This is a genomic window from Pedobacter riviphilus (genome assembly GCF_014692875.1).
Classification (GTDB): domain Bacteria; phylum Bacteroidota; class Bacteroidia; order Sphingobacteriales; family Sphingobacteriaceae; genus Pedobacter; species Pedobacter riviphilus.
The window spans coordinates 544,309-558,359 of the sequence record NZ_CP061171.1; the positions used below are offsets into that span (position 1 = coordinate 544,309).

Below are 14,051 nucleotides of genomic sequence, written 5' to 3' on the forward strand. Positions count from 1 at the left end.
TTTTTGAATAATTATTTGATTAGGCATTATTGATTTTTTCTACAGCATCAATAAAAGGTTGGATGTCTTCTTTGATAAAAAAAGGCTGCCATTTCTGTAGCTTCTCATCATCCCAATTCCACCATTTTATTTCTAAAAGTTTATTGATTGTTTCATATCCGAATCGGAATTTAAGGATACGGGCCGGTATGCCGCCAACAATAGCATAATCTGGAACGTCTTTAATTACAACTGCCCCTGCTGCTATAACTGCGCCATTTCCTATAACAACACCATTTTTTATGTAGCAATTTGCTCCAATCCAAACATCATTTTTTATAGTTACTTTTTTATGATGTTCATAATGTTCCTCTTTTGCAAAAGTCTTATTGAAAATATTTCCAGCATGATAAAACATAGGGCTTGAGCTTATATACTTAGTTGGGTGGTCTCCGTAACCTATTATTACGTTTGGACCGATAGAACAGAATTGTCCTATGTAAGACGAGTGTATTAGAGAATTTGGAGAGATATAAGAGTATCTCCCTATTGTTGAATCAGTAACGTTAGTGTCTCCAAAAACTCTAAAATTTTCATCAAGTATTTGTTCATTGTTCGTTGCTCTTTTTAACAAACTAATTATTTTGTAAGCAATTTTTTTAATCATTTATTCCCAGTAAAAATCTTCCAAATATTTGCAAACATCAGGTTGCCAACCCCATTCGATATTTTTTTCGATAATTTGCACCTCAAACTCACATATTTTATCGATTCCTTCAATGTATGTACGGCCTTTTGTTTCGGCCAAATGAACATGCAAGTAGTATCTACCCATATATAATCTACAATTTGGAATTATACATTTTAATTTGTTAATCCCAGCATGTCTTAGAAGGGGTTTATCAACATCAAACCGATAGCAATATATAATTGGTGTTTCCTCTTCATTATATATCTGAAAGGAAACACCCATTCCTTCAGCATAGTAAGGCATATTAACATCTATCTCTATCGTTAATGGTTGGCCTTGATTATGTATACTATTTGTTTCTGAAGTTAAAACTTCTACCCTAGTTATACTAATTTTTTGGTTTGGAGCAGATAAATATGTCTTACTGGGTTTTGTATTCGATAAATAGTGTTTTACAGCCTCACCGGTCTTGCCATTAAATTCAATAATGCCACTCTTTAAATAAAAACTTATATTTGTTAGTGTGTTGATAGCGTTCATATTATGGCTCACAAACAATACCGTTCTACCCTCACCTTTACTCACTTCACCCATTTTTCCCAAGCACTTTTTCTGAAACTCTGCATCACCAACGGCCAATACCTCATCAACAATTAAAATCTCTGATTCCAAATGTGCGGCAACAGCAAAAGCCAGGCGCACATACATCCCGGATGAATATCGTTTAACAGGAGTATCCAGATAACGCTCAATGCCAGCAAAGTCTACAATCTCTTCTAATTTGCGTTGGATTTCCTTTTTTCGCATGCCCAAAATCGCACCGTTCAAAAAGATGTTTTCTCTGCCAGATAACTCTGGATGGAAGCCTGTTCCAACTTCAAGTAAACTTGCAATTCGGCCCTTGCCTGATATTTTACCTGTAGTAGGAGCGGTTACTTTACTCAATATTTTGAGCAACGTGCTTTTACCAGCACCATTTCTACCTATAATGCCCACTGCATTGCCTTGCTCAATTTCGAAATTAATATCTTTTAAACTCCATACGACATCGCTTTCACTTTTGGTATTCTGATTATTGCTTTCGCCAATACGTAAAAAAGGGTCTTCTTTACCCCGAATCCGCGCATACCAACGTTCTAAATCACGACTGATGGTGCCTGTACCAATTTGGCCAAGTTGATAGGCTTTGCTCAGATTTTCTACTTTTATTGCTATGTTCGACATTTAAAGGGTGATTAGTGTTTGTCTTCCATTATCCATATTACATCATCCATTTAAACCGTATCCACAAAATTCCGCTCTACTTTATTGAAAATTATTGTACCCAACAGCATGAGTATAATGGTAACCAATGTTACATAACCTAAGTTAAGCCAGCTAAAACTTCCTTGACCCAAAAAGCCATATCTAAAAGTTTCAATAATTGGTGTCATGGGGTTATACTCAATAATCCACGCGTAGGCAGGGTATTTTTTTATTGCCTCAGATAAAGGATAGATTACGGTCGTGGCATACATCAACAATTGCACACCAAATCCAACCAAAAAGGCAAGGTCTCTATATTTGGTAGTCATGGCTGAGATAATCATGCCTGCACCCAAACCTAGTAATGCCATTAAGATGACTATTAATGGAAAAAGAAAAATGGCCCAGCTGATTGAAAACTGTGCCCCGGCCAGCAGGTAATAAGTCATTAAAATCAAAAATAATAACATCTGTACGCCGAACCTGACCAGATTGCTCACTACGATACTCAAAGGCATAATCAACCTGGGGAAATAGACCTTTCCAAATATGCCGGCATTATCTCTGAAAACCGTTGATGTTTTGGTTAAACAATCTGCAAAGTAATTCCATGCAGTGATACCGGCCAGGTAAAATAATGGTTTAGGTAGCCCATCGGTGGAGATACCTGCCAGGTTACCGAAAATAAAGGTAAAGATGATGGTGGTAAATAATGGCTGTATAAAAAACCACAATGGGCCTAATATCGTCTGTTTATAGAAAGAAACAAAATCCCGGCGAACCAATAACCAAAGCAGATCGCGGTAAGCCCAAATTTCGTTAAGCTTTAAATCGAATAAAGAAGCTTTAGCCTCAATGGTCCAGGTGTGCTCTTCTTTATGCATGGTTGTTTATATTCATCTTTATCGCCTTAAACTAATAGTAAGTTAGATACTTTTTCCTGGTATTGCTTGTATCCAAATGTTTCAAAACATAGTTTCTGGGTTGTTTTGGACTGATGTTTTTCTTTTTGCAATGAAGTGATAATTGCTTCACCAATAGCTATCACATCATTAGGGTTTAGAAGCGTACCCAGTTTGCCGTCCATCAGGGCATCGCTACTGCCATCGGTATTACCACCGAGTACAGTACAACCGTAGGCAGCAGCTTCAATAAAAACGAGTCCAAATCCTTCTGCCTTGCTCGGCATTACAAATACATCTGCCAATTGATAATGTAAAGCAAGTTCATCATTTGCTACAAATCCTGTAAGTATTACGTTTTTTTGTAGGCTAGATTGAGCAATGAGCTTATTAATTCGCGCTAATTCTGCCTGGTCTGCTTTTCCAACCAACAAGTAAACCAAATCTGGATAAATTTTGATTACCTGCGCCAAGCATTCGATAACTAGATCGTAACCTTTATATTGTTCTGATGAAGATAAGCGGCAGATGGTCAACAATACCTTTTGGTTGTTGTTAATTCTATATTTTGTGAGGAGTGAAGCCGGTTTTGAAACAGATTTCTCTAATTTAAAATAGGGGTCTAAACAATTGTTCAATACTTTAATCTGGCTTTCAGCTATTCCATGATGCAGTATAATCTGGTCTGCCGTATACCGGCTTACTGCCCAGATTTCTATCCTGGTCAGCATCTGTTTTTTCCAGCCCGCTAAAGCATTCCAGATCTCTATTCCATGGGCAAAAAGCACGATACGGACACCTGGCTTTAACATTTTGATGATTCGTGCAAAGAGTAGTAAATGAACATGACTTAAAATAATTACATCTGCTTTTAGTCCCGCTTTGATAGCTGTTAAACCAAAGGCTGTTTTTTTGCCATGATATCCCTTAAATGAATCTTTTGCCACGTAGGCCAGATCGGGTTGATCATCATACATTGATAAAACCTGGTAAGACTTGATTTGCGCACTGGCTTTCAGGTCATCAAGCGTCTTTGCAAAAGTTTTACTTACTTTTTCTATTCCACCGGTTAAACTGAAAGTGTGTAAGCTAAGAAATAGAACTTTTCTGTTTTTCAATCTTTTTTTCTTAAACCCTAAACGCCTGATAAAGCGCCATCACTTTGCTCCAGTGTAAATTACCCCGTCTAAAATCGTTAACCATTTTTGATGCAAATTGGTTTCCTTCGGTTTTTATTGAGCTTAGAAACTGTTCATCTTTTTTTAACCAAAGTTGGAAGGGGAATGTAAAGCCCATTTTTTCTCGGTTCCATATTGCGTTTGGCAGTATAGCAGAAAATGCATCAATTAAAAGTGATTTCGGACGATCAGCCCCAAATTTTAGCTTAGGTTTAATAGATTTAACAATACCTAATAGGTCCTGATCTAAAAAAGGAACACGGACTTCTATACCATGCTGCATGCTCATGGTATCGGTATCCTTAAGCAATTGATTCTGCATGTATAAATTACATTCCAACCAACTGGCCCTTTCTCCGTTATCTAAATGATTTGGAGCGGAGGCAATATTTATATTTTTTAATACGCGATCTACTTTTTCTATTGAGAAATTTAACAAAGCTGCGATTTCATCGGGGGTAAATATTCCCCTTAAAAAAAGATATTCGCCAGCCGTATTTTGATAACTTAAATAATAGGAACGTTTTAATCCGGAGTTATTAAAGGCGAGGCTTTTTTTTAGGATGAGTTTCGGCAATTTTTTCAGCTGCTTAAGTAAGCCCATCCGCTTAAAGGAAGGGTAGCCGCCAAAGAGCTCATCGGCACCGATACCCGATAAAACAGCTTTTAAGCCGTTTTTTTTTGCAAAATAATTAACAAACCATGAGTTGATGCCATCTGCAGTAGGCTGATCCATAGCTTTTAATGCGACTGGGAAATACGTTGAAAAAATAGATGGGGTAATGGTGTATCCTGAATGCTCCCCATTAATTTTTTCGGTTATTATATCCTGAAAGGCCTTTTCTGAATAGGCTGTTTCTTCAAAATTGATAGAAATGGTATTCAGGGTACTTAAATCCAGATTCGTAATTTCATCGGCCAGTAGCGTTAAGATACTACTATCAATACCACCACTTAAAAAAACACCGATCTTAGCATCAGATAGGAGGTGTCTTTTTACCGATGCCCGTAAATTTTGTTCTAAAGCTAATTTAGCGGTCTCTTTGCCCAAAATTTCTTCAACGTGCCGATGTTGGACATAATTTTTAATTTCGAAGGTATCCGATTGGTGCTGCCATTCCATGTAATGCCCTTTTGGCAACATCAAAATTTCATTAAAAGTGGTGTATGGTTCTGGTATATGCCCAAAAGCGAGGAAATAGATTTTCCAATCAGGTTGTTCGGTATAATGATAAGAGCTTTCTGCAAAAGCCTTAACTTCTGAAGAGAAAACTAAACTTAGTGCTGTACTGCAATAATACAAGGGTTTAATACCTGATAGATCACGGACCAGATAACTACATTTAAGCTGGGCATCGAATAGATAAAAGGCAAACATGCCTTTAAGCCTTGAAAAACTGGCTACACCCCAGGCTGCATAGGCAACTAAAATAACCTCGGTATCACTTTCGGTATTGAATAGAAAGCCTAGGTTTTGCAGTTCTTTTTTGAGCTCCGGGTAATTGTAGATTTCTCCATTGAAGGAAATTATAAGTTCATCTGCCTTATATTTCATCGGTTGATGACCATTAGGAGAGAGATCGATCAAAGCCAAACGCCTATGACCTATCACAAGGCCTTCGTTGGTATTGGTATAAAAGCCCTCGTCATCGGGGCCGCCATGCGCCATTATGGTACACATGCCTTTAACCTCCTGTTCGATCTGTTCTATTGATCTGTTTTTATCAATTATACCTGCAATCCTGCACATTTATATTTCCTGTTTTTCCACTTACCACAACCAACTTCCATCTTGCCCGGGCACAGCTTCGCCCTCTCAGTCACATTTTCTTTTAAAAATGAACTGATTATTTTTTATATATCTTACTGAGCCCTATCTCAGCTCTCAAGTCTCACATCACCTAGAGCGGTTCTACAAACGCAACAGAGGTGTTAATTTCAATAGCGTAACCCATATTTTGTAAACGCAAAATAATACGCTGTTTATTGTGTACAGAAGCCAGTTCGGCAATAATCCCTTTAAATGGACCTGCCTTGATCAATACGCGCGCGCCTGGTTTTATATCATATTCAAAAACCTCCAGATCTGCATCCGTGGCCAGTAAAAGTTTAAGATCTTTAATTTGTTGTTCGGGTATGGCGGCTATTTGACCAGAGAAATAGAGAAACCTGGCAATGCCATTGGTCATCAAAACTTCAGCATGCTCTTTGGCCGAAATATACACAAATAGGTAAGACTTAATTAATGCCTCCTCAACTATTTTTTTGCGATCGCTCCATTGTTTAACTGTTTTTTTTAGAGGTAGATATACGTTAATGCCTTTTCTTACCAATTCCTTGTAAGCCTTTTTCTCTGCCCTCGATCGCGTATAAACCGGATACCATCTGTAATTCTGATCAATCATTATGCTTAGTCTTTATAATGAAACCCTTATACATATTTTATCAAATTTCTATCCGTTTAATCATAAACGGTTGAGCAACAAGTCTATCAACGAAAAAAATCCTTCTTCATCTATCCTCTTTTACTTCTTCTTCCAAAACATCCACCATTTCCTATTCTCATCATCGTAATAACCTGAGCCAGAATATCCCGAATAGTCAGAATAATAATAAGTGCTGTTGCCACCACCACGGCTATAATCAGTTGTATAATAATTCGCATAAAGGGCATCATCACCAAATGCATTTAATACAATGGCCATATTGCTTAATCCATACTCCCGTGATAACCGCTCTGGAATAGCTGCTGCCCGTGTTTGCGATACACCTGAACGGATCACAAAAAGATTTACATCAGAGTTCCTGATCAGCGGTATAGCATCCGAAACCAGGCCTACCGGAGCCGTATCGACCAAAACATAATCATATTCTTTTTCTAAAGCCTTTAGTAAATCGCGCATGGCGGCAGTATGCAAAAGCTCTGAAGGATTGGGGGGTACGGGGCCTGATGGAATAAAGTCGATATGATGTACCTCGTCATGGATGAGGACATCTGCTAAACTATGCTGTCCGGACAAGACGGAGCTCAGTCCTTTACGGTTATCGCTTCCAAAAACTTTATGTAGTCTTGATTTACGTAAATCGGCAGCAATTAAAATTACTTTTTTCTCAATTAACGCAAGCGTGCCCGCCAGGTTTACAGTCACAAATGATTTCCCTTCACCCGATATCTCAGAGGTAATACAAATCACCTTACTTTTTTTATGGCTGGCTAAAAAGCTCAAATTGGTACGTACGGACCTAACCGATTCGGCAAAAACTGATTTAGGTTTAGCAATAGATAAGGCCTGGCGGTTATCTTGATCAATATAATCGGGGAATTTGCGGATTACCCCGATGATAGGCGTATTCGTTAAGCCTTCTACGGTTTCCTTGTCATAGATGTAAGGATTTAAAAAACGTACCAGCAAGATCAAACCCATACCTGCACCTAAACCAAATAAAATGGCAAAAGTGTAAACCTTATTCGAATTCGCAGAAATAGAATAATAAGATGGATAAGCTAAATTTACAATAGCGGCACCAGATACCGTGGCCGCAGCATTCATTTCTGCTTCTAATTTTTTTTCAGATAAATAAGAACGCACTTTGTTGTTTACTTCGAAGTTGGTGCTGAGTTTAACAAAGTTTTGTTCTTTGGCCGGAATGGTGCTTATGTTTTGATTTACCGCAGAAATTTGGCTGTTGATATAACGGATGGTCTGTTCATTATTATTGCGCATGGCCTGCACACTGCTCCTGATGCTCGCTTTTACATTGGCGATCTGCTGATCGATTTGTTTAACGGGTTGCGAATCTGCATTAAATTGATTGAGTTTGAGTATTCTATTCGCGAGTAAGGTGTTGAGTTGAGTAACTAAAGTTCCCAGTCCGCTATTTAAATCACCTTCTATATCTAAGCCAATCTCTACCTTCGAACGGTTATTGTTCACTTGGTCTTCCAGTTGTTTAATCGCCAGTTGTTTAATATTTAGTTCTGTTTTTTGTTTCTCAAAATCTGATAATTTACCGATTGTTGTAGAGGTGGTAGATCCAAGATCGACCATTTTGTTCTGGGTTTTGTAGTTCGCCAACGTGTTGCCAGATTTACCCGCCTCAGTATTAATAAAGCCCAGTTGCGTATCAATAAATTGGACCGTCTGTTTAGCCGAACGTTGCCTCTGGATCAAATCGTAACGCACATATTCCTTCATAATGGCATTGAGCATATCGGCAGCAAAAACAGGATTACCATCTGTTAAACTTAAACTCATTACATTGGTAAAGCGTGCGGCCTCCGCTACATTTAAACCCATTGCCCGTCCGATAAAATCTTCTTTGGTATTAAATTTAAAGCTATAATCGCCTTTTGGAACAATGGATTTAATGCGGAATCGCATATTGCCCATATTTAATACCTCTCCGTAGCGGTGGATGGTTGGTTTGGCTTTTTCGTTGTTAGGATCACTAATGCTAAAGCTTTTATTGTCAATCGCTTCTATATTGTACAAACCCCGATTAAAGTTTACCGAATCCTGTTGTATAATTTCGATCTGAAAAGGAATACTTGGGTATAGTTCTGTTGTCCTGATCCTGCCTTTTAAATAGTAGGAAATTTTGTAATCCAGGCTAGCAATGGCATTAAGTACAACATCGTTACTGCGGATCACAAAACTTTCTGCCTGAATTTTATCGGTATAATTATAAACCTGTGTGGGCATTTGGTTGTTTGTGCTCACACTCGGGTTACTGTCCTGTAGTTTAAGCGATGCTCCGGTTTGGTAAATAGGTAATGTATAAAGTACCTTTATTTTAGCAACAACCAGTGCAATGGCAATGCAGCCAGCAATCCAATACCACCTGCTCCAAAATACCCTGAATATTTTATAAAAATCAATTTGTTGGCTAACCGCCTTAACCTCTAAATCTTCTGCTTTTTCCATATTAGCGTGTCACAGTAAAAATTAATACGGCAAGGTTAACCACCACAAGTAGTGGTTGTACGATATTGTTAAAACTCTGAAGTTTCTCGCTCAGTGCAGCACTCTTAGTAGGTTGCAATACAATGATGTCGTTATTCTGCAATATCAGTTTTTTACTTGCCAAACTATTAATATCGGTTAAGTTTACATAAATAATTTCGGGATGGCTTCGGTCGCCGCGGATAATTTTTAAGGTTTTAGGATCTGCAGTTTTCGTAATCCCGCCGGCCTCACCAATGATTTCGATTAGGCTGGTATTGTCTTTCTCAAGCAGAAAGTTGCCTTGCTTACTAAATTCACCCAATAAAGTTACTTTTAAGTTAACAACGGTTAGCTCTATAATCGGGTCTTTTAATAATTTTTGTTTATAGAGATCCTGGATTTTGATTGTAGCTTCACGCCTGGTTAAGCCCACAACTTCTACTTTTCCAATGGCTGGTAGATTAACCATGCCATCCGGCTCTACCGGATAAGAAAGCATATTCTGAGCCGTGCCTGAAGTCGTATTCGATAGGGTACCGGAACTACCAGATGTAGTAGCTCCAAATTCGGGGTTCTGCACATTTCTTATGGCCAATTGATCGCTAATCTTGATTTTATAATAAGCATCGCTTATACCCTGATCGTTAACAACATAAACGTGTTTGATTGTATCAGTAACAATGTCGGAAGGTGCGTAAAATAAGGTGCGTTGCTTGCGAACCGAGCAGGCATTTAAAAAGAAAATGGAAAGCAAAGTGATTAACAAATAAATATATTTTCGATTGAGGTTCATCAGCATACGACACATCCTTGAAACAATTTTAAATAACAAAAATACTTTTAAAATCATTAAAAGAAGAAAAATTACTCAGGCAAAGGTTTTGATTGATTGAAGAAAGATTTTAATAAGAGGTTTGTAAAATAGTGTAAAACGTTCTTTCACGAGATAACTGCAGTTTTATTACCTACGACAACATTCAAACCATCTCTCAAGGCTTTAGATAACTCTCATTGAATAAACTATTTTGTTTATGATAAATGTCAATTATAAAGTATAATGTAATATTATAGCTACAATAATTAGGGTATTTTTGTAAAAAAAATAGAAGTCTATCATTCACATTATGTTTAAAAAAATTTTTGCAGTTGCCATGTTCCTGATGGCTTCTGTGATATCTTCCAAAGCTCAGCAGTGGGCTTCTAGCGTATCTTCAACCGGTGATTGCATTTATGATCGAAACGGTAATGTAATCAGTTGTCAACCCACATCACAATGCGAGTTTGTTTCAACAGGAATAACGAGGACAGGAACATTTTTTGTATGTGATGCCTATTGGCCGTGGTGGCTGGGTGGTAGATGTATATACGGACATAATGAGACCTATACAGAGAATCAATATAGAACTGAATGCCCGTTAGATAATAATATTTTGCTTCTTATTCTGCCTCTTGGCTTTTTAGGTCTATTTTTTCTGCGTAGACACCAACTTAGTTTTGCATTGTAGTTTCAATCATATCGCTCAATAATATACCAAAACAACTTGTTTTTCTATATCGGCTTAATATGAAATCGATTTTCGTCGTTAAACATTTTTATCATTCGATGGGACTAATTACATTTTGAAAATGGTAGCAATAGTTTTTCCTAAATTGACACTTCATTAATATACTCATATTTATTTAGTAGCAAAAAGCGCTAATTATATATTACTATCACAAATTTATTTGCGATTTAGTATTTACAGTCTATTTTTCAAACACGGAATCATCCGCTGCTGTACCTGTCGTGAATTTTTCTTATTGGCATTGCTAGTTTTTAACAGGGTGCGTGCATTGTAAAAAGTAGTAACCCTTCAGGTTGTATCATTACTTCCTGTATTTCATAATAGCATCATATAGAAATGTATATTCAACTTTACACCAATAATTTAAAAGGTTGAAAAAAATTAAAACTAATTCTGAAGCTATTAATTTTTGCTCTCTTTAGAATAAAACTAATACTCATATTTATAGATATAAGCGCTTTTATTGTATTATTAAATAGGCATTTCGCTTTTATCTGAGACAAGCTTCTTAATTTTGGGATCTGGAATTTATCCCTCTAGCGTCGTCTTATGAAAATTATAAGAAATTTATTTCTATCAGTGCTATTTGTTTCCTTTTATTTTAATGTCTATTCCCAAAGCGGTTGTTATACTGCCGGTGGAAATAAGGATTTATATACTATGACTGGTACAGCTACTACTACTACGATATGTGGAGCAGGGACTCAATCTTATAGCAATACCCAAACTAAATACAACAAGCCGGCAGGATGTGATTGGGCACCTCTATCAACATCAGGCACCTGTAAGGTCAATACCCCCGAAGGGAATAATTTGTGTGGTATTATTGGTATATATACTTTAGCTTGCCCAATAGATGACTATACGCCCCTTGCATTGTGTGCTTTAGCCGGAATTGGCTCGTTTTTTCTAACACGTTTCAATTTTAAAAACATCTCTTGTCGAGATTTTATTAAAATGCTTTAGCTTCGTTCATTTTGTTCATGACAATTGTCAACAATAGTTGAACAGGTTTTTCAAGTAAAAATCATCCACCAAAATTGATTCAATTTATCATACCTGCTTTTTAAGCTGTTTAAAGGCATTTTAAATTTTTAAAGGTTTGATTTTGATCAACAAAAATGCCTTTACGGTACTCCTCAGCCCTGTCTACATCCTCGTCATAGAAAAAACAGAATCTGCAGACCATCTTAAATAGTATTGTTTATTTTGCGATTTTTGCGAAAAATGTAGTTTTTATACTACGTTTTTAGTGAAAAAAAGTTAAAAATTTAGATGAATGTAAATGTTGCCAGGGTGTTAATCCTATTCTGTTTTTCCTTATTTGTAAATACAGCATTTTGTGCGAATAAAAGAGGGTGTCTATTGAACGATAATATATATAATGTTCAACTTGCTGATGTTGGAATATATAGAAATCCATATTACACTCAATATTATGAAAATTTTTCGTCAAGTGTAGAGCCAGTGAAAGATTCAGAGGTTGCGTATTACCGAGATCCAGCGAAATGTTATATGTGGGGCTACAAACAAGATTTGAGGATAACAGATGCACAAAAAAATGGCTGTATAATTAATGGAAATGAGAGTTTAGGCATTGGTCGGCCACTGGAGTATGAATTAATTAATTATTGTAATCTCCCTTTGGATGACTATAATGGACTGATTATAGTTTTTTCCAGCATTATTGGTGCCTATTTTCTGCGCAAGAATTTATTTAATTCGACTGAATCAGCCACTACTTAATTATTTATAGGAATCTGGACTATATTTAAGTTTGAAGTGATTATTCTCTGTCGATATTATTATGATGTTTAGTACTATGGAAATGGCTACTTACAACGGTGGGATTTACAGATCCGGTTTGCAACTGAAGAATTACGGCAACTTACGATATTAGATGTGTTAAGACTGTTATATTCATAATGACTCGTCATACTTTCGGATGTTAATCCAAATTATTTCTGTATCGGCCAGCTAAATAATTTACCCATTGATGATTACAAGCCTTTTATCATATGTTCTGCTGGTTTTTTTGGTATCATCATTACTCGTAAAAAAAGATCAATTCGTATATAATTTATAACAATTACTCTTGTTATTTCTTGTATTTGTAAATTTGTATCACTAAGGGCCATAGTGTTGATATAATACTGAATAAAAGGAACGGAGGCTTTAAAGCGGCTTAACAGTAATTTTGATTTACTGTTAAGCCGCTTTATTTTTATGAGATATATAAGAAATATCACATTTACATTTCTGCTTGTATTTTACAGCTACGCTTCATTTGCACAAACAGGTTGTTTAGTGTCAACAGGTGCTGTTTACACTTCACCAGACGATGTTGGATTAGTGAATTTTCTGTTAATCGCGATCTTTGGGGGAGTGGAGGCTTATAAACCCACACCGTCTGAACCGCAGTACTCTGCTTGTGTTTCAGAGAGTAGAACTCAATGGACTGCTACTGCCTCACCATGTCGTGTTTGCCCAAGTGGTTATAATGTACTCAATCTTGTTACTGGTTGTTCAGGGACTGCCCTTGAAGGAAATATCGCTAATAAAAGTACGGTATATTGCAACCTCGACGACTACAGCTTGCCCCTCGCCGCTGCCGCAGGTCTATTAGGCATATTGGTAATCAGAAGAAGAAATAAACTGTAATTCATTAATTTTATCGGGCTTTAAAAGTTAACTATTCAAGTTAGTATCTCTATTCTCTATATTTACCACAGTTTTCAGCTTAAAAAAAGCCGAAGAGCCGCTGTTTGGTACCATGAAAATATCCCTCATTACAGTCGTTTACAATGGAGAAACATTTTTACAGGAATGTTTCAATTCGGTAATTGCACAAACTTATGCTAATGTAGAGTATATCGTAATTGATGGAGGATCGACAGACAGAACCCTGAATATTATTCAAGAAAACAGATCTGCCATTGATTATTTTGTTTCTGAGAAAGATAAAGGTTTATACGATGCCATTAATAAGGGGATTGAAAGGGCAACAGGAGAAGTAATCGGGATTTTAAATGCCGATGATTTATTTGCGCACCCTGATGTGTTGGCAGCGGTAGCCAAAACCTTTATCGATCAACAGGAAATAGATGGACTTTATGGTGATCTCAATTATATACATCCTACATCGCATAAAATTATCAGGAAATGGAAATCACGGCAAAACACAATTCAGGACTTTCAAAAAGGCTGGATGCCCGCACACCCCACGCTATATCTAAAAAGATCGTTGTTTGAAAAAAATGGGGATTACGCATTAGACTTAGGCACTGCTGCCGATTACGAATTAATATTACGTTACTTTTATACCCACAAGATCAAAGCGTTTTATTTACCTGTTTTAATGGTGAATATGCGCACAGGAGGGGTAAGTAATCAATCTTTAGGGAGCAGGATATCTGCTTTTGTTAATGATTATAAAGCACTAAAAAGAAATAAGGTACCCATGCCTTTTTGGGTATTGCTAAAGAAAAAGCTAAGCAAACTCAGTCAGTTTTAGTGATTGTTAATCAGTTTTTTAGCGTCATTTA

11 protein-coding genes are annotated in these 14,051 nt (G+C 36.8%); 3 read left to right on the forward strand and 8 right to left on the reverse strand.

Features of this window, described 5'->3' with window-relative positions:
* Positions 1-19 precede the first annotated feature (19 nt).
* The 8 genes from H9N25_RS02130 to H9N25_RS02165 form a co-directional block, all read right to left on the reverse strand.
* Positions 20-646 (reverse strand): CatB-related O-acetyltransferase, encoded by a 627-nt coding sequence (locus tag H9N25_RS02130; protein ID WP_223833548.1) that lies wholly within the window; start codon positions 644-646, stop codon positions 20-22.
* Entirely contained in the window at positions 647-1,894 is a 1,248-nt protein-coding gene (locus tag H9N25_RS02135; protein ID WP_190327797.1) for an ABC transporter ATP-binding protein, read from the reverse strand.
* A gap of 50 nt (positions 1,895-1,944) precedes the next feature.
* Positions 1,945-2,799: an ABC transporter permease gene (locus H9N25_RS02140; RefSeq protein WP_190327798.1), complete on the reverse strand. Its 855-nt coding sequence runs from the start codon at positions 2,797-2,799 to the stop codon at positions 1,945-1,947.
* Positions 2,800-2,825: 26 nt separating this feature from the next.
* Positions 2,826-3,935, reverse strand: a complete 1,110-nt coding sequence (locus H9N25_RS02145; protein WP_190327799.1) for a glycosyltransferase family 4 protein — start codon at positions 3,933-3,935, stop codon at positions 2,826-2,828.
* Between the two features lie 10 nt (positions 3,936-3,945).
* Positions 3,946-5,745 (reverse strand): asparagine synthase (glutamine-hydrolyzing), encoded by a 1,800-nt coding sequence (gene asnB / locus H9N25_RS02150; protein ID WP_190327800.1) that lies wholly within the window; start codon positions 5,743-5,745, stop codon positions 3,946-3,948.
* A 151-nt stretch (positions 5,746-5,896) separates the two neighbouring features.
* Positions 5,897-6,400 (reverse strand): UpxY family transcription antiterminator, encoded by a 504-nt coding sequence (locus H9N25_RS02155; protein ID WP_190327801.1) that lies wholly within the window; start codon positions 6,398-6,400, stop codon positions 5,897-5,899.
* 120 nt (positions 6,401-6,520) lie between these two features.
* The gene (locus H9N25_RS02160; protein WP_167293116.1) at positions 6,521-8,920 is read right to left on the reverse strand and encodes a GumC family protein; all 2,400 of its coding nucleotides are present in this window, start codon (positions 8,918-8,920) and stop codon (positions 6,521-6,523) included.
* A gap of 1 nt (position 8,921) precedes the next feature.
* Positions 8,922-9,734 (reverse strand): polysaccharide biosynthesis/export family protein, encoded by an 813-nt coding sequence (locus H9N25_RS02165; protein ID WP_167293117.1) that lies wholly within the window; start codon positions 9,732-9,734, stop codon positions 8,922-8,924.
* Positions 9,735-11,055: 1,321 nt separating this feature from the next.
* On the opposite strand from H9N25_RS02165, the gene H9N25_RS02170 reads away from it, so the two are divergent.
* The 3 genes from H9N25_RS02170 to H9N25_RS02180 all read left to right on the forward strand — a co-directional run bounded on the left by H9N25_RS02170 (position 11,056) and on the right by H9N25_RS02180 (position 14,020).
* Positions 11,056-11,472: a hypothetical protein gene (locus tag H9N25_RS02170; protein ID WP_167293118.1), complete on the forward strand. Its 417-nt coding sequence runs from the start codon at positions 11,056-11,058 to the stop codon at positions 11,470-11,472.
* Positions 11,473-11,781: 309 nt separating this feature from the next.
* A complete protein-coding gene (locus H9N25_RS02175; protein ID WP_223833549.1) occupies positions 11,782-12,252 on the forward strand; it encodes a hypothetical protein in 471 nt (156 codons plus the stop codon).
* 1,027 nt (positions 12,253-13,279) lie between these two features.
* Positions 13,280-14,020 carry a glycosyltransferase family 2 protein gene (locus tag H9N25_RS02180; RefSeq protein WP_190327803.1) on the forward strand — a complete coding sequence of 247 codons (741 nt, stop codon included), beginning with the start codon at positions 13,280-13,282 and terminating at the stop codon, positions 14,018-14,020.
* Positions 14,021-14,051 lie beyond the last annotated feature (31 nt).